16 protein-coding genes, 2 tRNA genes and 1 riboswitch are annotated in these 23,623 nt (G+C 73.0%); of the genes, 7 read left to right on the top strand and 11 right to left on the bottom strand.

Annotation, left to right across the window (positions count from 1 at the left end; genetic code table 11):
* Positions 1-400: 400 nt before the first annotated feature.
* A complete protein-coding gene (locus tag AMK33_RS16090; RefSeq protein WP_073933470.1) occupies positions 401-949 on the bottom strand; it encodes a MarR family winged helix-turn-helix transcriptional regulator in 549 nt (182 codons plus the stop codon).
* Between the two features lie 127 nt (positions 950-1,076).
* Between AMK33_RS16090 and AMK33_RS16085 the strand changes: the two genes are divergently transcribed.
* Complete coding sequence (locus AMK33_RS16085) at positions 1,077-2,351, top strand: MFS transporter (RefSeq protein ID WP_073933469.1); 1,275 nt, start codon at positions 1,077-1,079, stop codon at positions 2,349-2,351.
* A 53-nt stretch (positions 2,352-2,404) separates the two neighbouring features.
* Here the strand turns inward: AMK33_RS16085 and AMK33_RS16080 are convergent, their stop codons facing one another.
* Both AMK33_RS16080 and AMK33_RS16075 read right to left on the bottom strand, forming a co-directional pair.
* Positions 2,405-4,072 carry an ATP-binding SpoIIE family protein phosphatase gene (locus AMK33_RS16080; RefSeq protein ID WP_073933468.1) on the bottom strand — a complete coding sequence of 556 codons (1,668 nt, stop codon included), beginning with the start codon at positions 4,070-4,072 and terminating at the stop codon, positions 2,405-2,407.
* A 173-nt stretch (positions 4,073-4,245) separates the two neighbouring features.
* Positions 4,246-5,625 (bottom strand): NAD(P)/FAD-dependent oxidoreductase, encoded by a 1,380-nt coding sequence (locus AMK33_RS16075; RefSeq protein WP_073933467.1) that lies wholly within the window; start codon positions 5,623-5,625, stop codon positions 4,246-4,248.
* Between the two features lie 378 nt (positions 5,626-6,003).
* Between AMK33_RS16075 and AMK33_RS16070 the strand changes: the two genes are divergently transcribed.
* Positions 6,004-6,759: a TetR/AcrR family transcriptional regulator gene (locus AMK33_RS16070; protein ID WP_073933466.1), complete on the top strand. Its 756-nt coding sequence runs from the start codon at positions 6,004-6,006 to the stop codon at positions 6,757-6,759.
* Positions 6,760-7,440: 681 nt separating this feature from the next.
* Here the strand turns inward: AMK33_RS16070 and AMK33_RS16065 are convergent.
* A complete protein-coding gene (locus AMK33_RS16065) occupies positions 7,441-9,564 on the bottom strand; it encodes an asparagine synthase-related protein (RefSeq protein WP_073933465.1) in 2,124 nt (707 codons plus the stop codon).
* Between the two features lie 717 nt (positions 9,565-10,281).
* Here AMK33_RS16065 and AMK33_RS16060 point away from each other — a divergent pair.
* From AMK33_RS16060 to AMK33_RS16045, 4 genes are all read left to right on the top strand, one after another.
* The gene (locus AMK33_RS16060; RefSeq protein WP_073933464.1) at positions 10,282-11,706 is read left to right on the top strand and encodes an MFS transporter; all 1,425 of its coding nucleotides are present in this window, start codon (positions 10,282-10,284) and stop codon (positions 11,704-11,706) included.
* A 55-nt stretch (positions 11,707-11,761) separates the two neighbouring features.
* A complete protein-coding gene (lhgO, locus tag AMK33_RS16055; RefSeq protein WP_073933463.1) occupies positions 11,762-13,018 on the top strand; it encodes an L-2-hydroxyglutarate oxidase in 1,257 nt (418 codons plus the stop codon).
* 376 nt (positions 13,019-13,394) lie between these two features.
* Positions 13,395-14,249, top strand: coding sequence for a tRNA (guanosine(46)-N7)-methyltransferase TrmB (gene trmB, locus AMK33_RS16050; protein ID WP_073933462.1), 855 nt, complete (start codon positions 13,395-13,397; stop codon positions 14,247-14,249).
* A 29-nt stretch (positions 14,250-14,278) separates the two neighbouring features.
* On the top strand, positions 14,279-15,631 hold the full coding sequence (locus AMK33_RS16045) for a PrsW family intramembrane metalloprotease (protein WP_073933461.1): 1,353 nt from the start codon (positions 14,279-14,281) through the stop codon (positions 15,629-15,631).
* A gap of 91 nt (positions 15,632-15,722) precedes the next feature.
* Here the strand turns inward: AMK33_RS16045 and AMK33_RS16040 are convergent, their stop codons facing one another.
* The 5 genes from AMK33_RS16040 to AMK33_RS16020 form a co-directional block, all read right to left on the bottom strand.
* Complete coding sequence (locus AMK33_RS16040; protein ID WP_073933460.1) at positions 15,723-16,742, bottom strand: M23 family metallopeptidase; 1,020 nt, start codon at positions 16,740-16,742, stop codon at positions 15,723-15,725.
* A 12-nt stretch (positions 16,743-16,754) separates the two neighbouring features.
* Positions 16,755-16,912: riboswitch (cyclic di-AMP (ydaO/yuaA leader) on the bottom strand.
* 319 nt (positions 16,913-17,231) lie between these two features.
* A tRNA-Met gene (locus tag AMK33_RS16035) sits at positions 17,232-17,305 on the bottom strand.
* A 63-nt stretch (positions 17,306-17,368) separates the two neighbouring features.
* The gene (locus AMK33_RS16030; RefSeq protein WP_073933459.1) at positions 17,369-18,502 is read right to left on the bottom strand and encodes a dihydrofolate reductase family protein; all 1,134 of its coding nucleotides are present in this window, start codon (positions 18,500-18,502) and stop codon (positions 17,369-17,371) included.
* A 44-nt stretch (positions 18,503-18,546) separates the two neighbouring features.
* The gene (locus AMK33_RS16025) at positions 18,547-19,206 is read right to left on the bottom strand and encodes a response regulator transcription factor (protein WP_073933458.1); all 660 of its coding nucleotides are present in this window, start codon (positions 19,204-19,206) and stop codon (positions 18,547-18,549) included.
* Between the two features lie 30 nt (positions 19,207-19,236).
* The gene (locus tag AMK33_RS16020; protein WP_073933457.1) at positions 19,237-20,289 is read right to left on the bottom strand and encodes a HAMP domain-containing sensor histidine kinase; all 1,053 of its coding nucleotides are present in this window, start codon (positions 20,287-20,289) and stop codon (positions 19,237-19,239) included.
* Between the two features lie 419 nt (positions 20,290-20,708).
* Between AMK33_RS16020 and AMK33_RS16015 the strand changes: the two genes are divergently transcribed.
* Positions 20,709-20,981: a DUF3040 domain-containing protein gene (locus AMK33_RS16015; RefSeq protein WP_073933456.1), complete on the top strand. Its 273-nt coding sequence runs from the start codon at positions 20,709-20,711 to the stop codon at positions 20,979-20,981.
* Between the two features lie 77 nt (positions 20,982-21,058).
* Here the strand turns inward: AMK33_RS16015 and AMK33_RS16010 are convergent.
* Positions 21,059-21,131, bottom strand: a tRNA-Lys gene (locus tag AMK33_RS16010).
* 153 nt (positions 21,132-21,284) lie between these two features.
* Positions 21,285-23,405: a DEAD/DEAH box helicase gene (locus tag AMK33_RS16005; RefSeq protein ID WP_073933455.1), complete on the bottom strand. Its 2,121-nt coding sequence runs from the start codon at positions 23,403-23,405 to the stop codon at positions 21,285-21,287.
* Positions 23,406-23,623 lie beyond the last annotated feature (218 nt).

Genomic DNA, 23,623 nt, shown 5'->3' with positions numbered 1-23,623 from the left:
GGGCGCTTCCCTTCGGTCTTGCGTTTCCGACTCTATCAGACCTTTCCGATCCGATTTCCTCGGTGCTTTCCAGGTTCCCGCTTTCGCGTTTCCCTTTCCGGCGGTTCCGACTCTATCAGATCCTTTCGGGCCTGATTCCCGGTCAGAGCGGGCTGTCTTCCCGGCCGTTGGGCCGTTCCGACGTCTCAAACCTTAGCGGACTCTCTCCGTGTTCCTCAAATCGAGGGTCGGAATTGAATTCGGGCACGCCGAAATCTTTTCCACTGGGAGGTCGTGCTGGGGTTTTGAGTGCCGCGGATGCGGCGGAAGGTGCTGCCGAAGAACCGTTACGGCCCCGTGGCAACCCGAAGAACCTTACGGATCGGAGTGGTGGCTGTCAACAGTTCCTGCCCAAGATTTTTCAGTCCAGGTCGCTGAGGCGTCCGCCGGCGTCCGGCTGGGCGTGTTCCACCCGGCGCAGGAGGCGGGTGAGGACCTCGCCCAGCGTCGTCCGCTCGTCCGGGTCGAGGTCCTGGAGGAGGTCCTCCTCGAAGACGGTGGCCAGGCGCATCGCCTCGAGCCACTTCTCGCGGCCGGCGGAGGTCAGCTCCACGATCACGCGGACCCGGTTGGTCTCGTCCCGCTCCCGGTCGACCAGCCCCTCGGTGACCATGCGGTCGATCCGGTGGGTCATGGCGGCCGGGGTCAGGCCGAGGCGCTTGGCGAGGTCGCCGGGACCCATGCGGTACGGGGCGCCGGAGAGGACGAGGGCCTTGAGGACCTCCCAGTCGGCGTTGGTGATGCCGAGCTCGGCGGTCTGACGGCCGTAGGCGACGTTCATACGGCGGTTCAGGCGGGACAGCGCGTTGACGATCTTCTCGACCTGGGGGTCGAGGTCCTGGAACTCGCGCTGGTACGCGGCGATCTGCTCTTCGAGTGTCGGCTCGCCGAGGCCGGAGGTGTCGCCCATGGCCGCAGTATGGCACGCCCCTCCTTTGCCTTGAAGTCCTTCACTGTGTAGCCTTTAGCATCGAACTTTAGCTTCTAAGTCTTCACTCCTAACTACTTGCTTGAGAGAGGTGAACGTGACCAGGGCGATGGGCGCGGCGATGCGCCGGATCCACGTGGGCAACGCACTCAGCGCGTTCGGGCTGGGCTTCACGGTCCCGTACCTGTACGTCTATGTGGCGCAGGTGCGAGGGCTGGGAGCCATGACGGCGGGTCTCGTACTCGCCGTCTTCGCCGTGGCCGCGCTGATCGTGCTGCCGTTCGCCGGACGGGCGATCGTCCGGCGCGGCCCGCTGCCGGTGCTGCTCGTCGCCCTGGTCACGGCCGCGGTCGGGGCGCTGAGCCTGGGCCTGTCGAGTGGTGCGGCGACCGTGCTGCTGTCGGCGGCGGCGCTGGGCGCCGGGCAGGCGGTGATGCAGCCGGCGCTCGCGACGATGATCGTGGACTGCTCGACCATGGAGAACCGGTCGCGGGCGTTCGCCACGCAGTTCTTCCTGCAGAACCTCGGGCTCGGCGTCGGCGGTCTCATCGGCGGTCACCTCGTGGATCCCACGAAAGCGAGCTCTTTCGTTCTCCTCTTCGCGATCGAGGCGGCGATGTTCCTGCTGCTGGTCGTGGTGATGGCGACGGCGCGGATGCCGCACGCGTCGCGCGCCGGGGGCGCTCCGGCGCAGTCGGCCAAGGGGAGCTGGAAGCAGTTGCTGGGCAACCGGGCCATGGTGCAGCTGTGTGTGCTGGGCTTCGTGCTGTTCTTCGCCTGCTACGGACAGTTCGAGTCGGGGCTGAGCGCGTACGGCGTCGAGGCCGCCGGGATCTCCACCTCCGCGCTGGGGACGGCGCTGGCCGCGAACACCCTGGTGATCGTGGTCGCGCAGTTCGCGGTGCTGCGGTTCGTCGAGCGGCGCAAGCGCTCGCGCGTGATCGCGTCCGTGGGGCTGATCTGGGCCGTGGCGTGGGCCGTGGCCGGATACGCGGGGCTGGGGAACGGGAGCCAGACGATGGCGACCGCCGCGTTCATCTCGACGTACGCGCTGTTCGGGCTCGGTGAGGCGATGCTGTCGCCGACGCTCGCGCCGCTGGTCGCCGATCTCGCGCCGGCCGGGATGGCGGGGCAGTACAACTCGGCGTTCGCCCTGGTGAAGCAGCTCGCGCTGGCCGTGGGCCCGGCGGTGGGCGGGCCGCTGGGTGCCTCGCTGCACGCGCCGTACGTCGTGATCTTCCTGCTGTTCTCGCTGGGCATCACGGTGCTGGCGGTGCGGCTCGGGCGGCAGCTCACGGACGTACAGGACCAGCCGTCGGTGGCGCGGAGCCGTGTGGTGGTGCAGGGCGGCGCGGCAGCGGGACAGGCTCCGGCGCACGTCTGATCCACGCGCCCCTGCCTCACCCCCGTACAACCCAACCCGTACGCCCGGCTCTGTTACGAGCCGGGCGTCTTCGGCTCCGACTTCGGCTTCGGCAGGAGGAATTCGCACCAGACCGCCTTGCCGCCGCCCGGGGTGCGTCTGCTGCCCCAGCCGGAGGCGATCGTCGCGACGATCGCGATGCCCCGGCCGGACTCGTCGCCGGGTTCCGCGCGGCGGCGCCTCGGCAGGTGGTCGTCGCCGTCGGTGACCTCGATGATCAGGCGGCGGTCGGTGCGGCGCAGCCGCAGCCGCATGGGCGGTGTGCCGTGCTGGAGGGAGTTGGCGACCAGTTCGCTGGTGGCCAGGACGCCCAGGTCGTGCAGTTCGACGGGGAAACGCCAGCTGGTCAGCACGCCGGATGCGAAGGCACGCGCGCGTGGGGCCGCCTCGACCCCGCCGAGCAGTTCCAGCGCGGCGTTGCGGAAGAGCTCGCTCTCCGCGCCCTTGCGGGCGGGGTGCTGGAGGACCAGGACGGCGACGTCGTCGTCGTGGTCCGGGGTGACGCCGGCCGAGCGGACCAGGCGGTCACAGACGACCTGGGGACTGCCGGTGGCTCCGGCCAGGGCGCGTTCCAGGGCGGCGATGCCCTCGTCCAGGTCCTCGTTCCTCCGCTCGACCAGGCCGTCCGTGTAGAGGACGGCGGTGGAACCGGGGGTGAGGGGGACGGAGCCGGACGCGTGCATCCAGCCGCCGGTGCCGAGCGGGGGGCCGGTCGGTTCGTCGGCGCGCCGGACGGTGCCGTTTTCGTCGCGGACCAGGATGGGCAGGTGGCCGGCGGAGGCGTACACCAGGCTGCCCTCGTTGGGGTCGTGGATGGCGTACGCGCAGGTGGCGATCTGGTTGGCGTCGATCTCCATGGCGAGGCCGTCGAGGAGCTGGAGCACCTCGTGCGGCGGGAGGTCGAGCCGCGCGTAGGCCCGTACGGCCGTACGGAGCTGGCCCATGACCGCCGCCGCGCGCACCCCTCGTCCCATGACGTCGCCGATGACGAGGGCGGTGCGGCCGCCGCCCAGGGTGATCACGTCGTACCAGTCTCCGCCGACGGCGGCCTCGGTGCCGCCGGGGTGGTAGGTGGCGGCGACGCGCAGGTCGTCGGGCTCCTCCAGTTCCTGGGGGAGGAGGGAGCGCTGGAGGGTGACGGCGGTCTCGCGCTGGCGGCGTTCGCTGGCGCGCAGGCGTTCGGCGGCCTCGGCGTGGTCGGTGACGTCGGTGGCGAAGACCAGCACCCCGCGGCCCTCGCCCTCGGTGACCGGGGTGCAGGTGAAGGTGTAGGAGCGGCCGTCGGGGGCCTTGCGGGACTTCACCGTGCGGGACTTGCCGCTGCGCAGGACCTGGTCGAGGAGGGGCAGCAGGCCGAGTGCCTCCAGCTCGGGGAGGGCTCCGCGCGCGGGGGCGCCGATCGGGCGGGCGCCGAAGGCCGCCGTGTAGGCGTCGTTGACGTAGGCGATGCGGTGGTCGGGGCCGTGGACCAGGGCGACGAGGGAGGGGACGTGGTCCAGGACCTCGCGTACCCCGAGATCGTCGACGGCGGGCACGGGCCGCACGTCGTCGGTGAGTTGTTCGGCGCGGGCCCCGGGCACGGAGCCCTCTCCCCGCCGGTCCGGGGAGACCGCCTGCTCGTTCCGCGCTGCGGCGCGGCGCTGCGTTCCGGGGAGCCGGGCGCTCCAGCGCGTGAAGTTCACGAATCCTTGCCTCGTGTAGTTGTCGGCGGCCGGAAACCGGGACCGGCCGGGGCCCCGGGGGCCGCACCGGGGTGGGCGGGGGCCCGCCCGCGGTGGTGGACCAGTCTGGCAGGGTGCCGACCGGGCCGACATCCGTCAGACGCCGGTCCGGCCGCTGGAGTTCCTGGGTCCGGTCAGGACGACCCCTTCGGGTTGTGCGGGGGGTCCTGAGAAGGCTTTCCACCGGCCGCCAGTTCGAACTCCGCCCTGGGGTGTTCGAGTGAACCGAGCGAGACGACCTCCCGTTTGAAGAGCCCGGCGAGCGTCCACTCGGCGGCGACCCGCGCCTTGCGGTTGAAGGTCGGGACCCGGCTGAGGTGATAGGTCCGGTGCATGAACCAGGCGGGGTAGCCCTTGAGCTTGCGCCCGTACACCTGGGCGACGCCCTTGTGCAGTCCTAGCGAGGCGACGGAACCGGCGTACTTGTGGGCGTACGTCTCCAGGGGCTCACCCCGCAGGGAGCGGACGACGTTGTCGCCGAGGACGCGCGCCTGGCGGAGCGCGTGCTGCGCGTTGGGGGCGCACTCCCGCCCCGGCTCCCGCGCGGTGACGTCGGGGACGGCGGCGGCGTCCCCGGCGGCCCACGCGTGCGCGGTCCCGACCACGGCCAGCTCGGCGGTGCACTTCAGCCGCCCTCGCCCGTTCAGCGGCAGATCGGTGGCGGCGAGGACGGGATGCGGCTTGACGCCGGCGGTCCACACGACCGTACGCGTGGGAAAGCGTGACCCGTCACTGAGCACGGCGACGCGGTCGGCGCAGGACTCCAGCCGCGTCTCGAGACGTACGTCGATGTTGCGCCGGCGCAGTTCGGTGACGGTGTACCGGCCCATCTCCTCCCCGACCTCGGGCAGGATGCGCCCGGACGCCTCGACGAGGATCCACTTCATGTCCTCGGGCCGGATGTTGTGGTAGTACCGCGCGGCGTAGCGGGCCATGTCCTCCAGCTCGCCGAGCGCCTCGACGCCCGCGTAGCCGCCGCCGACGAAGACGAAGGTCAGGGCGGCGTCCCGGATGGCGGGGTCACGGGTGGAGGAGGCGATGTCCATCTGCTCCAGCACATGGTTGCGCAGGCCGATGGCCTCCTCCACCGTCTTGAAGCCGATGGCGTGATCGGCGAGACCGGGGATCGGCAGGGTGCGCGACACGGAACCGGGCGCGAGCACCAGTTCGTCGTACGTGATCTGCCGCCCTCCCGTGCCCTCCTCGCCGGTGGCGAGCGTGCTGACGGTGGCGGTGCGCTTGGCGTGGTCGATGCGGGTGGCCTCGCCGATGACGACGTGGCACCGGTCGAGGACACGACGCAGCGGTACGACGACGTGGCGAGGGGAAATGGCACCGGCGGCCGCTTCGGGGAGGAAGGGCTGGTACGTCATGTACGGATCCGGGGTGACGACCGTGATCTCGGCCTCGCCCCGCCCGAGTTCCCGTTTCAGCCTCCGCTGGAGGCGCAGGGCCGTGTACATCCCGACGTAGCCGCCGCCGACAACGAGAATGCGCGCACGTTCCTTCACCATCCCATGACGCACCCGCCGCTTGCGTTTGTCCACAGCCCCGACGAATTGTGTGACCGGAGGGCCCGCACACACCGGGTTGGCCGATTCACCGACCCTGCCGGAATTCCCCCAGGTCAGCAGCGGTGATCTGGACCTCACTCAGGGGTACATTCGGGACGTATGCGCCCCGTACTCCGATCGAGGGGCGCTCCGTGCGGAACCTGCCCCTTCTGAATTGACCCCCTCTCAACTATGTTCGTCTGTCGACGGGGTGTAGGGGGATGCGCTCATCGGGCTCGCGACGGGCGGGACCGACAAGCCGGGCCTGTTCCACGCGCCCCGGACATCAATGGCGGGGAGAAGTCTCCGGGGGGAGACGTCATTACCGGGGGAATACATATGCATGTTCAGGACTCTCATTGGTCTTCCGCTCTCGCGGCCGGCGCGACCATGAGCGCGCCCACGGGCGGCGGACGCCCGGACGGGGCGCGCACGACGCCGCTGCGCGTGGACGCCCAGCGCAATCTGGAGCACGTGCTGCGTGCCGCGCGGGAGGTCTTCGGCGAGCTGGGCTACGGCGCGCCGATGGAGGACGTGGCGCGCCGGGCACGGGTCGGCGTGGGCACGGTGTACCGGCGCTTCCCGAGCAAGGACGTCCTGGTGCGGCGGATCGCCGAGGAGGAGACCTCCCGGCTGACCGACCAGGCGCGGGCGGCGCTCGGCCAGGAGGACGAGCCGTGGTCGGCGCTGTCCCGTTTCCTGCGCACGTCGGTCGCGTCCGGCGCGGGGCGGTTGCTGCCGCCGCAGGTGCTGCGGGTGGGTGTGGCGGAGGAGCACGGTCTGCCGGACCATGCGCGGTTGCCGCAGCAGCGGACGCAGGTGGCGGGGGCGGGTGAGCTGCGGCTGGTGCCGGAGGCGCCGGCGGCTGTGGCGGCGGAGGACGATGCCGGGGCGGCGCAGCTGCTGGATGTTGTCGGGCAGTTGGTGGACCGGGCGCGGGCCGCGGGCGAGCTTCGGCCGGATGTGTCGGTGTCCGACGTCCTGCTGGTGATCGCGACGGCGGCGCCGTCCCTGCCGGATGCGGCGCAGCAGGCTGCGGCGTCGGCGCGGTTGCTGGACATCTTGCTGGAAGGGTTGCGTTCACGCCCGGCGTAGGGGTGGCTTGGCGGCACCGGTGGGGCTGTGCGGTTCGGTGCTTGCGGGGTGCCTCAGTGTTTTCGTGGGCCCGTGCCGTATGGGTGCCCCGTGTGGGCGTGCACCGGGGGCGGTCTGCGCGGCCGCCCTTGCGGGGTGCTCCACGTTGGTGTGGGCCGGGGGTGGTTCGCGCAGCCCGGCGCTTACGGGGTGCCGTCGCGCCCACCCGTGCCGCCCCAGCGGCACGACTGCCCGCGGGAACGCGGCATGCGGCTGCCCGCGGGAACGGCGGGGCGGCGACACGGTTGCCCGCGGGGCGCGGAATGCGGGCACGGAATGCGGGCGCGGGGTGCGGAATGTGGGCGCGGGGTGCGGAATGTGGGCGCGGGGCGCAGGACTCGGAATGCGGATCGCGGGGCGCGGGGACGGCGGCATGTAGTCGCCCACGGCGAGGAGGGGACGGGGCGGGGGTGGCCGCCCGCAGTGGCTGGCGCGTCCGCACCCCCGGCCATCCGAGACACCTATTTCGCGCCAGTCCGAGGACGGACACCCCCGACGCGGCCCCGACCCACCTACCGGCCCTAGGCGCTACCCAAGCCCCCACCGAACCGAACACTGCGCCGCAGGCATCCACCCACCAGACCGAACCCCGCACCGTAGCCATCCCACCCACCAGACCGAACCCTGCACCGCAGGCGAACCTCAGCGGGTGCCGGCTGTGCCGGCGCCCAAGGCGCCGCGTTGGGGGGTGATTCCGCCCGGGACCGCGCGTTGGCGGGCCGGGGTGCCGGTCCAGCAGGTTCCCCTGCGGGCCAGCAGGCGGCGTAGCCACACTTCCAGGGCGACCAGATCCGCCAGGCCGTCCAGCGGCAGTGGTTCACCCTCCGCCGCGCCCCGCAGGGCCTTGCGCACCACCCGCGCCTCGACCAGCCCCGCCTCCGCCAGCAGCGGCGTGTCGAACAGCGCCACCAGCGAGTCCGCCGCCACCCGCAGCCCCGTACGCGCCGCGGTCGCCGAGCCGACCGCCCCCGGCGCCCCCCAGCCCGCCGGCAGCTCCCGTACTCCCGCCCCCTCCAGCACCGACCGCAGGATCGACGCCCGCGCCCCCGGCTGCACCCGCAGCGCCTCCGGCAGCGCCCGGCACGCCCGCACGACCTGGTTGTCGAGGAACGGCGCGTGCAGCCGCTGGGACCGGACCTCGGCCGCCTGCTCCAGCACCCGCAGATCCGCCGCGTGCCGGGCCAGCGCCGCCCGCGCCCGGAAATCGCCGGGCCGCTGCCCCGGCCCCACCTCGGACCGCCGCGTCGACGCCTGCAGGCGAACCGATACTTCAGCCAACGCCTCACCCGTCAGCCAGCGCGCCGCCGGCCCGGGTCTCCCCCAGGTCAGCGCGGCCAGCGAGGCATCCGCCGCACCCCCGGGCCCGTCGTCGTCCAGCCGCCGCTGCAACAGCCGCTCCGCGAGCGACTCCAGCCCCGCCCGGTACGGCGTGCGCGCCAGCCGCCGAGCGGCGGCGTACACGCGCGCGGGCACCATCACGGACCCGTCGGCCTTGGCCAGCGCGGCCACCGGCCGCACCAGATGCCGCCGCTTGCGGTCCATCAGCAGATCGGCCAGCCGCGCCGGATGCGCGTCCAGCACCTGCTTCGCCCCGTACCCGGTGAAGTGATCCGCGCTCCCCGCCGCCAGCCGCGCCCGGTGCCGCGCGGCGGACACCAGCGAGGGCCCGGGCTCGTCCGTCAGCGGCCCGTCCAGATCGACGTACGGGAGCGTGGACTCCGCGCCGGCCACCACCACGTGGTGCAGCCGCGGATTGGCGGCCAGCGCCCCCGCCCGTGACAGCTCGTCGTCGTCCCGCACCCCACCGAACCCACCGGCGAGGTCGTTGAAGGTGACGGCCAGCAGCCGCTCCCCCGCCCCCGTCCCGTGCCCCAGCACGGTCCCCGGCATCCCGGGCAGCCCCGCGGCCAGCAGCGCCAGCGCCCCGGACGCCGGCCCGCCGGACAGATCGGCCCCGATCCCCGGCACGGGCGTCCCGCGGGCCGCCCGCCGCTCGGCGGGGCCCATCCCGGGCACGGGCCCGGGGTCGACACCGGCGCCGGGAACGTGCCGGGGCGCGGCCAGCCGTGTCCGTACGGCCTCGACCAGCGCGTCCCGCACGGCGTCCACCGCGCGGTCGGGGTCGGCGGGCGGCGCGGCGACGGCGAGCGAGGCGACGGGTTCGTACCCGGCGATCTCGCGCGCCCCGGCGCGCAGGATCAGCGCATGCCCCGGCGGAATGCGTTTCACGCCGTCGTACGGGGTGGAGTCGTGGAGCGCGGCCGGCACGTCGGGGGCGGCGAGCAGCGCGGCGAGGTGTCCGAAGTCGAGGTTGGCCTCGATGAGGTCGGCGAGCGGCAGCGCGGCGGTCGCGTACGCGGTGCCGCCCGCCCAGGGGGTGTGGAAGACCGGCCGGGCACCGGCGAGATCACCGCAGACGGTGACCCGGCGCCCCACCTGCACGACCGCCGTGTAGCTCCCCGGCCAGGCGGTCAGGTGCCGCAGCGCCCCGCCCCGCGCGGCGAACAGCGCGACGCGCAGTTGCTCGTCGGAGGCCCCGCACGTGCCGAGGACGGCGATCCGGGTCTGCTCGTCGGCCTTGACCACCCGTACCTCGTCGGGGCGCCAGTCGCCGACCGCCCAGAGCGGGTCGGGGTCACCCCACAGGAGTTGGGATCCCACGGGGTGCACGGTCTCGCCGTCCATCCCGGTGGCGCCGGCGGAGCCGGTGGGGCCGAACCCCGTGGCGCCCGCGGCGGTGCTGCTCCATCCCACCAACCACCGCATCGCCGCCTCCACATGCTGTGGACAACCAGTGCACCGTACGAACCGGTTCCCCATGCTGCCATGAAGGAGGCGCTCAGGAGGGGTGCCGGAGCCGTACGCGCTCCGTCGGATGCGCCCCGGCGGAGACACTCGCCCCGCCCCGGACGGGCGCCCGCCACAGAGGAGTCACCGTACCGGCGCCGCGCGACCGGCCAGGTCATCACGACGCGAATGCGCCCCCATAGCGCGCCCTTTAAACCCCCAACGCGCCGTCAACTACCAGCGTAGAAGCGGTGATACACCCGAAAGAGTGGGGTCGATTTTCGGCCAAATCGGAGCGGTGAGGCCAGTCTCGAACACGCTCCGTACAGGCTCTGCGCACCGCTGGGCGGTCGCGCAGTCCGGGAGACGGAACACGCCTCCCGGACCGTTCCGCCGCCCGCGGGGATGAAGGCGGCGGTGTCCCCCAGCCCACTGGATCCAGTACAGCGGGCCGACCCACGCACCGACCATGGAACCGCTCCCTCGATGGCCGGAGAAGAGCGCACACACGGGCGCACGGCCACACACCGGGAGCGCGCCGCAACTGCGCGTATCGGACCCGTACTTCAGTACGGACCACAATCCCGCCATCCGGAAGAATGCCCCTTAACGCTTGGGATGCGGCGAACTACGCTGGGTTTACGAATGCCGCGTGGTTATGCCAGCGCGGCAGCCGTCTGTGTCGAGGGGTGGCGCATGTCCAGGGAGCAACGCGGGCCGAACGAAAAGCTCGGCGCCGTTCTCGCCCTCGCGGGAATCTCCAACGCAGGCCTCGCGCGACGCGTCAACGACCTTGGCGCCCAGCGAGGACTGACACTTCGCTACGACAAGACGTCGGTGGCGCGCTGGGTGTCGAAGGGCATGGTGCCGCAGGGCGCCGCTCCGCACCTGATCGCCGCCGCCATCGGCCAGAAGCTGGGCCGCCCGGTGCCGCTCCACGAGATCGGCCTGGCGGACGCGGACCCCGCACCCGAGGTGGGCCTCGCCTTCCCCCGTGACGTCGGACAGGCGGTGCGCTCCGCCACGGAGCTGTACCGGCTGGACCTGGCGGGCCGCAGAGCCGGCTCCGGCGGCATCTGGCAGTCGCTCGCCGGATCGTTCGCGGTGAGCGCGTACGCGACGCCCGCGTCGCGCTGGCTGATAACCCCGGCCGACAGCTCGGTGGCGCGTGAGGCGAACCCCGCCGACGGCTCCGGCGCACCGTCCAAAGTCGGCCACAGCGATGTGCGGAAACTGCGGGAGGCCGCCGAGGACGCCCGGCGCTGGGACTCCAAGTACGGCGGAGGGGACTGGCGTTCGTCGATGGTCCCCGAATGCCTGAGGGTCGAGGCGGCCCCGCTGCTGCTCGGCTCCTACTCCGACGACGTCGGCCGCTCCCTCTTCGGCGCGGCGGCCGAACTCACCCGCCTGGCCGGCTGGATGGCCTTCGACACGGGCCAGCAGGAGGCCGCCCAGCGCTACTACATCCAGGCCCTGCGCCTGGCCCGCGCGGCGGCCGACGTCCCGCTGGGCGGTTACGTACTCGCCTCGATGTCGCTTCAGGCGACCTACCGGGGCTTCGGTGACGAGGGCGTGGACCTCGCCCAGGCCGCGCTGGAGCGCAACCGGGGCCTGGCCACCGCCCGCACCCTGAGCTTCTTCCGCCTCGTCGAGGCACGCGCGCACGCACGCGCGGGGGACGCCCAGGCGGCCGGTGCCGCCCTGAAGTCGGCGGAGAGCTGGCTGGAACGCTCCCGCCCCGGCGACAGCGACCCGACCTGGCTCGGCTTCTACTCCTACGACCGTTTCGCCGCCGACGCCGCCGAGTGCTACCGCGACCTGAAGGCGCCCCGCCAGGTCCGCCGCTTCACCGAGCAGGCGCTGTCCAGTCCGACGGAGGAGTTCGTGCGCTCGCACGGACTGCGGCTGGTCGTCTCGGCGGTCGCCGAACTGGAGTCGGGCAACCTGGACGCGGCCTGCGAGCAGGGCGTCCGCGCGGTGGAGGTCGCGGGCCGCATCTCGTCCGTCCGCACCACCGAGTACGTCAGGGACCTCCTGCACCGCCTGGAGCCCTACGGCGACGAACCCCGCGTGGTCGAACTGCGTGAGCGCGCCCGCCCGCTGCTGATGACGACCGCCTGACCCGATCCGCGCCGAGAACCCGCCTTTCGGGTTTGAAGGCGTTGTCAGTGGCGCAGTGCACTATCGGACGCGGGAGGTGGTGCGGGTGGTGACGGGGCGGTCGTACGACTGCGACGTACTGGTGATCGGCGGCGGGATCGTCGGCCTGTCGACGGCGTACGCGCTCACGCGCGCGGCGCCGGGCACGCGGGTCGCGGTGCTGGAGAAGGAGCCAGGACCCGCCCGGCACCAGACGGGCCGCAACAGCGGTGTCATCCACAGCGGCGTCTACTACCGCCCCGGCTCGCTGAAGGCGCGGTACGCGGTGTCGGGCGCCGCGGAGATGGTCAAGTTCTGCGCGGAGTACGGCATACCGCACGCCGTGACGGGCAAGCTGATCGTCGCCACGACCCGCGAGGAGCTGCCCCGGCTGCACGCCCTGGTCCAGCGCGGCCGGGAGAACGGCATCGCGGTCCGCGAGCTGTGCGGCGCGCAGATCGCGGAGTACGAGCCGGAGGTCGACGGCCTGGCGGCCATCCACGTCGGCACCACCGGCATCTGCGACTTCACCGCGGTGGCCCGCCGGCTCGCGGAGGCGTCCCAGGCGGCGGGCGCGGAGATCCGCTACGGGGCACGGGTGATACGCGTCGACCGCCGCCCCGACCGGGGAGTCGCCGTCCTGACGGCCGGCGGTGACGTCGTACGCGGCCGGGTGCTGGTGAACTGCGCCGGTCTGCACTGCGACGAGATCGCCCGCCGCACCGGCGACGAGCCCGGCGCCCGGATCGTGCCGTTCCGCGGCGAGTACTACGAGCTGGCCCGGCCGGAGCTGGTGCGCGGCCTGGTCTACCCGGTGCCCGACCCGGCGTTCCCCTTCCTCGGCGTCCACCTCACCCGGGGCATCGACGGCGGCGTCCACGTCGGCCCCAACGCGGTACCGGCACTGGCCCGCGAGGGCTACGACTGGCGCACGGTGCGTCCGCGCGAGCTGGGAGCGACCCTGGCCTGGCCGGGCTCCTGGCAGCTTGCCCGCCGCCACTGGCGGTACGGCACCGGCGAACTGCACCGCTCGCTCTCCAGGCATGCCTTCACCCGGGCCGTGCGCCGGCTGCTGCCCGCGGTGCGGGAGGACGACCTGGTACCGGCGGCTGCCGGAGTACGGGCCCAGGCGGTCCTGCGGGACGGCACCCTGGCCGACGACTTCCTGATCCAGGAGACCGCCCGCACGGTCCACGTACTGAACGCCCCCTCCCCGGCGGCGACGGCATCCCTGCCGATCGGCCGCGAGGTCGCCCGACGGGCACGGGCGGCACTGGAGACAGCGGGGCGCTGAACCCCGCGTCGCCGCTCCCGCACACGGGGCCACGGCGGCGACCGGGGACGGGTCCACGCCGTCCTGACCGGGGGGGACGGGACACCGACGGGCGCACCACCACGAACCGCGACCTGACACACATCGCACCACCACAACCGACCCCGGCGGAACGGCCCCCGCCCCCGGAAAGGCCCGCGCCGGCCAGAATCCCCGGGCGCCCTCTCGGCCTCACCGCCCCCGCGGAGACCTCCCTGGACCACGACAGCCGGCCCCCGGTCCAAAAGGACCGCACCGGCCGGAACCCCGGGCACCCCTCGGCTCCACCGCCCCCGCAGGGGCCTCCCGGATTCCGTTCCGGGGCTCGGTGCACGGGCCCCGTAAAATCGGAGGCACTGTGTCTGACACCGTTAACGCTTCCGAAGCCCTTCGTCCCGCCCCCGGCCAGGACTCGCCGCACACGCCCGGGGTGTCCGTCCGGCATACCCGGGCCAAGGGGGAGCCCCGGTTTCCCGACGGGCCGAAGGCCGATCCCGCCGGGTCGCACTTCGAGCGGCGGATCCGGAGTTTCCAGCCGCGGCGCAGCCGGGTGACCGCCGGGCAGGCGGACGCCCTGCAGCGGCTGTGGCCCGCCTGGGGCTTCGACATCGACGGCAGCCGGCGGCTCGACCTCGCGGAGTTCTTCGGCAACGACAACCCCGTCGTCCTGGAGATCGGCTTCGGCATGGGCGAGGCGACCGCGCGGATGGCCGCCGCCGACCCGGCCACCAACATCCTCGCCGTGGACGTCCACACCCCCGGCCAGGGCAATCTGCTCAACCTCGCCGACCGGCTCGGGCTGACCAACGTACGGGTCGGCAACGGTGACGCGATCATCCTGCTGCGCGAGATGCTCGCTCCCGGCTCCCTCGGCGGGCTGCGCGTCTACTTCCCCGACCCCTGGCCGAAGAAGCGGCACCACAAGCGGCGGCTGATCCAGCCGGAGTTCCTCACCCTCGCCGCGACCCGCCTCGCGCCGGGGGCGGTGCTGCACTGCGCCACCGACTGGGAGCCGTACGCGGAGCAGATGCTGGAGGTGCTCACCGCGCACCCCGGCTTCGAGAACACGCGGCCGGACGGCGGTTTCGCGCCGCGTCCCGCCTTCCGGCCGCTCACCCGTTTCGAGGGGCAGGGACTGGAGAAGGGTCATGTCGTGAACGACGTGCTCTTCCGCCACGTACCGCGGGACGAGCAGGCAGCAGACCGAGCCTGATACCGCCCCTCCTCGTTAGGGTCGATCCCGTGGCCACCAGTCCCCCGTACCCGACGCCTCCCGGCGGAGCGCCGCGGCACGCGCACTGGTGGCAGCGGCCCTGGGTGCGGTACGGCGCGCTGATCACGCTGCTCGCCCTGTCCGGGCTGGTCATCCTCGCGCTGGTGCGCGAGCAGACCGGGACGCAGGGGTTCCTGGTCGGGCTCGGCCTCGCCGTCCTGCCCGTGCCGCTTCTCGTCGCCGCCTTCCGGTGGCTGGACCGGGTCGAGCCAGGGCCCTGGCGGAACCTGCTGTTCTCCTTCGCCTGGGGTGCCTGCGCGGCGGCGCTGATGGCGATCGTCGCGAACAGCTTCGCCACCCGGTGGATAGCGACGGCGACCGCCGACCCGACCGGCGCCGACACCCTCGGCTCGACCGTCATAGCGCCGGTGGTGGAGGAGTCCGCGAAGGCCGCGGCCGTCCTGCTGGTGTTCCTGTTCCGCAGACGCGACTTCACCGGGATCCTCGACGGCGTGGTGATAGCCGGGGTCACCGCCACCGGCTTCGCGTTCACCGAGAACATCCTCTACCTCGGCACCGCCTTCGGCACCGACCAGCTCACCGGCGACAGCGGCATCGCCTCGGTCACCGCGGCGACCTTCTTCGTCCGCGTCGTGATGTCGCCGTTCGCGCATCCCCTGTTCACCGTGCTCACCGGGATCGGCTTCGGCATCGCCGCACTGTCCGCGGACCGGCAGCGGGCCCGGCGCGTACTGCTGCCGCTCGGCGGGCTGCTCCTCGCGATGGGCGTGCACGCGCTGTGGAACGGCTCCTCGGCGCTCGGCCAGTACGGCTTCCTCGCGGTGTACGCGGCGTTCATGGTGCCGGTGTTCGGGCTGCTGACCTGGCTGGCGGTGTGGACGCGACAGCGGGAGCTGCGGACCGTGCGGGCGGAGCTGCCCGCGTACGTGGCCGCCGGGTGGATCGACGCGGCGGAGCCGTTCGCACTGGGCTCGATGCGGGCGCGGCGCGTCGCCCGGCAGTACGCGCGCCGCCACGGCGGGAAGGCGGCGGCGCGGTCGGTCGCCGCGTACGAGGCGTACGCGACGTCGCTGGCGTTCCTACGGCACCGGGGGCGGATCGGGCGGGCGGGGACGGACTTCATCACGCGGGAACGCGAGCTGCTGCTGGAGCTGTGGCACCGGCGGTCGGCGGCCCGGCCGGCCCTGGAGCACGCGGCCCGCGTGACCGCGCCCCGGGTTCCGGTCGCCGCGGCGCCGTGGGCGGGGTACGGCGGGTACGGCGCATACGGCGGCTACAGCGGCTACGGGCATCCACCGTACGGACAGCCGCCGTACGGGTACCCGTACGCCACGTACGACCCGGACGCCCACCGGTCCTGACGGCCCCGCACCGCCCCCGAGAACACCTGACCGGCAGCCCTGACGTCGGGGGGTCGTCGTCGGGACTGCCGGGGTTCGGAAGCGGCAGGGCTCAGGGGGTGAGGCCCTTGCTCTGCAGCCACGCCATCGGGTCGATGCCCGAGCCGGAGCCGCCGGAGTGGACCTCCAGGTGGAGGTGGGCGCCGGTGGAGTTGCCGGTGGAGCCGACGCGGCCGATCACGTCGCCGGTGTTGACCTTCTGGCCGACGCTGACGCTGATGGAGGACTGGTGGGCGTACCAGATCTCGGTGCCGTCGTCGAGCGTGAGCACGGTCTTGTAGCCGTAGGAGCCGTCATAGCCGGCGGAGGTGATCGTGCCGGTGTGGACCGCCTTGATCAGCGTGCCCGTGGGGGCGGCGAAGTCGAGGCCGGTGTGGTGGCCGGAGGACCAGTAGGCACCGGCCTGACCGAAGGTCGAGGAGATGGTGTACGAGGAGGTCGGCAGCGCGTACTGCTTGGCCAGCTCGGCGAGGCGCTCGGCCTCGGCCTTCTTCTTGGCCTCCTCCTCCGCCTTCTTCTTGGCGGCCTCGGCCTTGGCCTTGGCTTCCTTCTCCGCCTTGGCGGCGGCCTCGGCGGCCTGCTTCTCGGCGGCGGCGACGGCCTCGGCGGCGGCCTTGGTCTCGGCCTGGCTCTGCTGCTGCTCGACCTGGGCCATGATCCGGGTGCGCAGCGCCTCACCGGCGCCGGAGGTGCCCTGCTCGGTGTCGGCGGCGGTCATGCCGAGGGTGCTGAGGGGGGTGGACGATCCCTTGGGGGTTTCCTCGTCGGAGATGAGGGAACCCACGTTGGGGAGGTCGGGCATGGAGATCGAGACCGGCGGCTTGCCGGTCTGGGCGCTGGCCATGCCGCCGGCGCCGACGGCCGCGATGACGCCGACGCCCAGGACGGTGGAGCTGCGGGCGAGTCCTCCGCCGCGCTGCTTGGAGACGCGATGCCGGCCACGTACGGGGCGAAGGGACTCCGCGGTGGGGTTCCACTCCTCGAAGGGGCCCTCGTCGGTGCGGCCGGCGCCGTAGGCGACGGTGTCGCCCGGCTTGAACGGGGCCTCGGGGGCAGGCGGGTTGGACGCCACGTGGGCGCGCTCCTTTCCTTCCGTCTTCGCCTACCGGGTTAGCTGACGGGTTCGGAGCGGGAAGGTCTCCTACGCGCGTATACGAGCCGTGTCGCCACGGCGGTATCCACGCGATTCACCCCATGGTGGTGGTTCCCCGGTTCCCTTGCGGGATTCGGCGCGTGCGCACGGAGCCGCCTTCTGTGACGGCTGGGACGACCGCGCTGCGTTATCGAACGTTAATAGACGCGAGGGCCGGATTCCAAGCTGTTCCTCTTGATCATTAACGATTTCCGGGGGGACTTAAGTGCCATGGGCGGCCAAAAACGGGCGAGTTGACCGCGCCTCAGGCCGTCTCGGGTGGCGGGTGATTTCTGACCGTGCGTCAGTCGTTATGCGCTGCGGGGTGGATCGCTCACGTTGAGTGAGAACGGGGAGCGGGTGGGAGCGGAAGAGGAACAGAAAACACCGAGGGCCGGAACCCTTTGGATTCCGGCCCTCGGCCTTCAGTAGCGGGGACAGGATTTGAACCTGCGACCTCTGGGTTATGAGCCCAGCGAGCTACCGAGCTGCTCCACCCCGCGTCGTTGAGACCAGTGTACGCCATCAGCGGGACATGGCGCACACCCATTACCGGCGGCCCGGTCTCAGCGGCCGAGCAGGTGGCCGTTGGGTGCCTTGGCGCGGTCCTCGTGCTCCGGCAGGACGACGACGGTGGCGCCCCCGCCCGCCAGCACGCCGCTGCCGTCGGCGCCCGCCACGAACGTGTCCGGCTCGCGCCAGGCCGTGACCACCCGCCGCACCCCCGCGTCCAGGACCAGCCGGGCACAGGGCGCGGGCCGGGACGCGCGGCGGGCGCAGGGCTCCAGGCTGGAGTACACGGTGGCGGTGACGAGCCGGGGGTCCGTGGGGTCGACCTTGGCGAGCGCGGCCTCCTCCGCGTGCACCACCGGGTCGGTTCCCTCCCGGGAGTGGCCGCGCGCCAGCTCCGTGCCGTCGGCGGCCACCACGACCGCGCCCACGCTGAACGCCGTCTGGGAGGGCGGGCACTCGGCGGCCAGCTCGCAGGCGAGGGCCAGCCAGTGGTGGTCGGCGGCGGAGGGCAGCGGGCCGGTGCCGGGGGCGGTGGGCTCGTAGCGCGTCAGGACGACGTCGCCGACGGGGCGGGTCTCGACCATCCGCAGTCGGCCGCCCTGGTAGGAGCCGGGGCCGAAGAGGCGAGGGGCCTTGGGATCGCCGACGAACAGCGGGGCGAGGACGAGCTGGAGCTCGTCGGCCAGCCCCTCGGTGAGGAGCTGCGTGTGGACCGTGCCGCCGCCCTCGACCATGAGCCGCCGCACTCCGCGCTCGGCGTGCAGGTGTTCCAGCAGCCGCCGCCAGTCGAGCTCGGCGCCGAGCGGGACGACGTCGGCGGCGAGACCGAGGGCGTGGGCGCGCTCGGCGCCCTTGTCGGTCGTGTAGAGGACCTTCTCGCCGCCGGTGTGCCAGAACCGGGCCGCCGGGTCCAGGTCGCCGGAGCCGCTGACGGTGACCTTGAGCGGGTACTCGGCCCGGCCCTCGGCGAGGCGGGCGGCGCGCCGCCCGGGCGAGTTGACCAGCAGCCGGGGGTTGTCGGCGCGGATCGTGCCGGCGCCGACCAGGATGGCGTCCACGGACGCCCGTACCTCGTCGACCCGGTCGAAGTCGGCCGGGCCGGACAGCAGCAGCCGCTCGGGGCCGGTGTCGTCCAGGTAGCCGTCGAGGGAGACGGCGGCGGACAGCAGGACGTACGGGTGCGGCATCGGCGTACTCCGGGTGGGGCAGGTGTGGGGGTCCAGTCTGCCGGTCAGGGCTCGATCAGCCCCACGCGGATGGCGTACCGGGTGAGTTCCAGGCGGTCCCTCAGGCCGAGCTTGGCCAGCAGGTTGGCGCGGTGCCGCTCCACGGTCTTGGGGCTGATGACGAGGAGACCGGCGATCTGCTGCGAGGTGTGGCCCTCGGCGACCAGCTTCAGGATCTCCTCCTCGCGGTCGGTGATCGCCTTGGCCGGCAGGGTGCGGCCCTCCCGCGCGAGGTCGAGGTAATTGTGGATGAGGGCGTTGACGGCGCCGGGGTAGAGGAACGGCTCGCCGCGCACGGTGGCGCGGCAGGCCTCGACGAGGTCGCGGTCGGCGACGGACTTCAGGACGTAGCCCGAGGCTCCGGCGGCGAGGGCCTCGAAGAAGAACTGCTCGTTGTCGTACATGGTGAGGATGAGGATGCGGGTCCCCGGCAGGGTGCGGGAGAGCTCGCGGGCCGCCTGGAGGCCGGTCCGGCGGGGCATCGCGATGTCCAGGACGGCCAGGTCGGGGCGGTGCTCACGGGCCTGTTCGAGGGCTTCGGCACCGTCGGCGGCCTCGGCGACGACGGTCAGATCCGGTTCGCCGTCGAGGATGAGGCGAACCCCCCGGCGGACCAGCGCGTGGTCGTCGGCGAGCAGGATGCGGGTGGGGGCCGGGTCGGTCATGTTCCAGCGTTTCCGGTCGAGGGGCGTCGGTCACGGGGGCGGCGGGGCGTGCGCGGGCGCGGACTTTCGTACGGGAACGGGCGCCGACTCCCGTACGGGGACGGGCGCGGCTTCCCGTGCGGGGACGAGGGCGTGCGCGGGGAAGCGGGCGGGGACGGGAACGGCCAGGCGTACCTCGGTGCCGCCGTCGGCGGCGCGGTCCACGGTCAGCCGGGCGCCGACGAGCAGGGCGCGCTCCCGCATCCCGCGGATGCCGGCGCCCTCCGGGGCGACGCCGATGCCGCGGCCGTCGTCACGGACGCGGAGTTCCACGCCGCCGGGCGCGCGGCGCAGGGCGATCTCGGCGCGGCGGGCCCGGGCGTGGCGGGCGGTGTTGGTGAGGCCTTCCTGGGCGATCCGGTAGATGACCAGTTCCGACTCCCGGTCCAGCTCGGGCAGGTCCCCGTCGAGGCGGTGCCGGACGCTCAGACCGGGCCCGCCGAACTCGGTGGCGAGGGCCTTGAGCGCGCTGGCCAGCCCCAGCTCGTCCAGCACGCCGGGACGCAGCCGGCGGGCGATGCGCCGGATCTCCTCCAGGCCGGCCCGGGTGGTCTCCTGCACCTGGCGCAGCTCCTCGCCCAGGCCGGGCGGGGCGTGGTCGGCGGCGCGCTTGAGCTGGAGCAGTACGGCGGTGAGGGACTGGCCGACCTCGTCGTGCAGCTCGCGGGCTACGCGCCGGCGCTCGGACTCCTGCGCGGACAGGACGCGGGCGCTGCTCGTGGCGCGCTCGTCCTCCAGCCGGTCCAGCATGGTGTTGAACGTGGCGATCAGCTCGGCGATCTCGCCCCGCCCGCCGACCGCCGGGCGGTGTCCCGGGCGGAGCAGGTCCGTCGTCGTCATCGCGCGGGTCAGGCGCTGCAGCGGGGCGAGACCCACGCGGAGCAGCAGCGCGTTGGCGACGAGCATGGCGGCCAGCCCCACCGTGAGGACCGCGGCCTCGGTGAGCAGGACCGGCGTGGACACCGTGACGGGTCCCAGCAGCAGGGCCGTGGCCATGATGAGCACGACGGCGTTCAGCAGGAAGATCCGCCAGAACAGGGGCACCCCGTACCACCTCCTCGCCGTCGGCCGCTCGCCGTGGGCTCCCGGTGCGGGGGAGCCGACGGCCCGCGGACCGGGGGCGCGGCGCGGGCCGTCCCTCTTAGCGTGTGCGCCGGGCGGGCTCCCGCGCCATCGGTGACAGCCCCCATCTTTCCCCGGGACCACGGCCGGCGGGGCGGCCCGCGTAGGCGGTGGCACCCAGGGCGGATGGGGCCCGTGACGGATGGCCGCGGGCGGTGGCGGTGGGCGACGCTGGAGTCTGCCGTACCGGACGGGTGACGACGTCGGCACAAGGGCAAACTCCCTTGTACCGGGCCGAGTTCGCGGCAGGCCGACGGTTCACCCTCTTACGCCCCCCGGCGTCACGGAGCGATGGCCGCCGGTGGTGTCACCGGGCGGCCGCTCCCTGGGAAGGAGGAGCCGTGCCCCAGTCCGACGACGAGCGCCTGGTCGACCTCGCGGCCCGTCTCGAACACGAGGACCCCCGTTTCGTCCGCTCACTCTCCGAGGGCCGTCCGGCCCGCCCCCGCGAGTACCGGCGCACGAGCGCCTGGTGCGCGCTGGCCGTCGGGGTGACCATGCTCGCCGCGGGCATCGTCGTCCCCGACGGCCTCCTCATCGCGGCGGGCCTGGTCCTCACCGGGATCGCCGTGCAGCTCCTCGACCCGAACCGGGACGAGCGCCCCGCGAAATGACACGGCGCCCGAGCCGGCCGAAGCCGGTCCGAGCGCCGCGCAGCAGGTCAGAGGCGATGTGCCGCTCCTGCGAGAAGTAGGCCCTGTGGGACTCGAACCCACAACCAATGGATTAAAAGTCCACTGCTCTGCCAATTGAGCTAAGGGCCCCTGGCGATGTTGCCTCCCCGAGCATAGCCGGACATGGCCGGGACTCCGATCGGGTATCGCGGAGGCGGGTCCGGACGTGTCCCGCGCGGAACGCGGGAGGGCCCGCACGACGGGTGTCGTGCGGGCCCTTCCGGTCGGCTCGGTGAGCCTGCGTCAGCCGTTGCGCTTCCAGCGCGGCTTGTCGTCGCGGCGGCCGAAGGAGCCGCCGCCGCGGTGGTCGTCACGACGGCCGTACGGGCGGTCGTGGGAGCCGGAGTGGGAACCGGGGCGGTCGCCCTGGCGGTCGCGGTTGAACGGACGGTCGCTGCCGCGGTGGCCGCCACGGTCGTCGCGGCGGAAGCCGCCACGCTCGCCACGGTCACGGTCGCGGTTGAAACCGCCGCGGTCGTCACGACGCTCGAAGGAACGCCCACCACGGTCGTCACGACGGTCGTCACGACGGAAGCCGCCACGGTCGTCACGGCGGTCACCACGGTCGCGGTTGAAGCCACCCCGGTCGTCACGACGCTCGAAGGAACGCCCACCACGGTCGTCACGACGGTCGTCACGACGGAAGCCGCCACGGTCGTCACGGCGGTCGTCGCGGCGGAAGCCGCCGCGGTCGTCACGGCGGTCACCACGGTCGCGGTTGAAACCGCCGCGGTCGTCACGACGCTCGAAGGAACGCCCACCACGGTCGTCACGACGGTCGTCACGACGGAAGCCGCCACGGTCGTCACGGCGGTCGTCCCGGCGCTCGCGCCGCTCGTACGGTGCCGAAGCCTCCGTACGCTCCACGCGCTCGGTCCGCTCGACGTCCCGCGCGGTCGGCTGCTCCGGCAGCGAGACCTCGGCCTCGGCCGCCTCGGCGACCACCGTCTCGACGTCCTCGCCCCGCTCGCGCGCGACCCGGGCCAGCAGGCGGTCGGCCTCGTCGCGCAGCTCGGAGGCGCGGCGCTGGGCGCGCTCCAGCTCCTTGGTGAGCTGGGCGACCTCGCGCTCGGCCTGCTGCGCCGCGTTGCCCGCGGACTCGGCCTGCACCTCGGTCATGGACCGGGCGCCGGTGATCTCGGCGACCTCGGGGTCGAAGGCGGCGCCGCCCTGGATGATGTGGCGCGTGGCGTCGACGCCCGCGTCCTCCATCAGCCGGAAGATCTGGCGGCGCTGGTGCGGCAGGGACAGGGAGACGACGGTGCCGGTGCGGCCGGCGCGCGCCGTGCGGCCCGCGCGGTGCAGGTAGTCCTTGTGGTCGCCGGCCGGGTCCACGTTGAGGACCAGGTCGATGCCGTCGACGTGGATGCCGCGCGCGGCGACGTCGGTGGCGACCAGGACGTTGACGTAGCCGTCCTTGAAGTCGGCCAGGGTGCGCGTGCGTGCGCCCTGGGTCATGCCGCCGTGCAGCGCGTCCGCCTTCACGCCCGCGTCGCGGAGCTGCTCGGCGACGCGGTCGGCGCCGAGCTGGGTGCGGACGAAGATGATGGTGCGGCCCTTGCGGGAGGCGATGGCCGCGGTGACCGGCGCCTTGTCCTTGGGCTTCACGACGAGGATGTGGTGCGACATGGTCGTCACCGCGCCCTGCGCCGCGTCGACCTCGTGGCTGACCGGGTCGTTCAGGTACCGGTCGACGAGGGTCTTGATCTCGTTCTCCATGGTGGCGGAGAACAGCATCCGCTGGCCGCCGGCCGGGACCTGGTCGAGCAGCTCGGTGACCTCGGGCAGGAAGCCCAGGTCGGACATCTGGTCGGCCTCGTCGAGGACCGCGATCTGCACGTTCTCCAGGGAGCAGGCGCCGCGGTTGATGATGTCGCGCAGGCGGCCGGGGGTGGCGACGAGGATGTCGACGCCGCGCTCGAGGGCGTAGATCTGGTTGCCCATCGAGGTGCCGCCGCAGACGACCTTCATCTTCAGGCCGACGACGTCGCCGTACGGCTGGAGCGCGTCGGCGACCTGCATGGCCAGTTCGCGCGTCGGCGTCAGGATGACGGCGCGCGGCTTGTGCTTCTCGGTGCGGCCGCCGGCCAGCGTGGCCAGGGTCGGCAGGCCGAAGGAGAGGGTCTTGCCGGAGCCGGTGCGGCCACGGCCGAGGATGTCCTTGCGGGCCAGGGCGTCCGGGATGGTCGCGGCCTGGATCGGGAAGGGGGTGGTCACGCCGTTCTGCGCGAGCTTGCGCACGACGCCCTCGGGCAGGCCGAGGTCGGCGAAGGTGGTCTCGGGGGCCGCCTCGGGGGCGGGGGTGATGTCGGTGTCCTCGGTGTTCTCGGGCACGACGACGTGATCAGTACTGGCGATGGGCATACGAATGCGAAACCTTCCGGAGTCTCTTCGGCACGCGCCCGTCAACTCCGTGATTCGCGATTCGCAATTACGACCGCCTCGATGCGGTCCACCACGGCAAGGGAGAGTACGCGCCACACGGCGCGCTCTGCAGTGGCGCCGGGCAAATAGGATCAAACGATCTGCCACCATACGCACCCGGCACCCCCAATAGCAAATCGGCAGGTGAGCGCGGGGTC

Origin of the sequence: Streptomyces sp. CB02400, assembly GCF_001905725.1 — a bacterium.
In the GTDB taxonomy this organism is placed as follows: domain Bacteria; phylum Actinomycetota; class Actinomycetes; order Streptomycetales; family Streptomycetaceae; genus Streptomyces; species Streptomyces atrovirens.
Note: the sequence above shows the minus strand (reverse complement) of the source record. Positions and strands in the feature narration are given on the sequence as shown.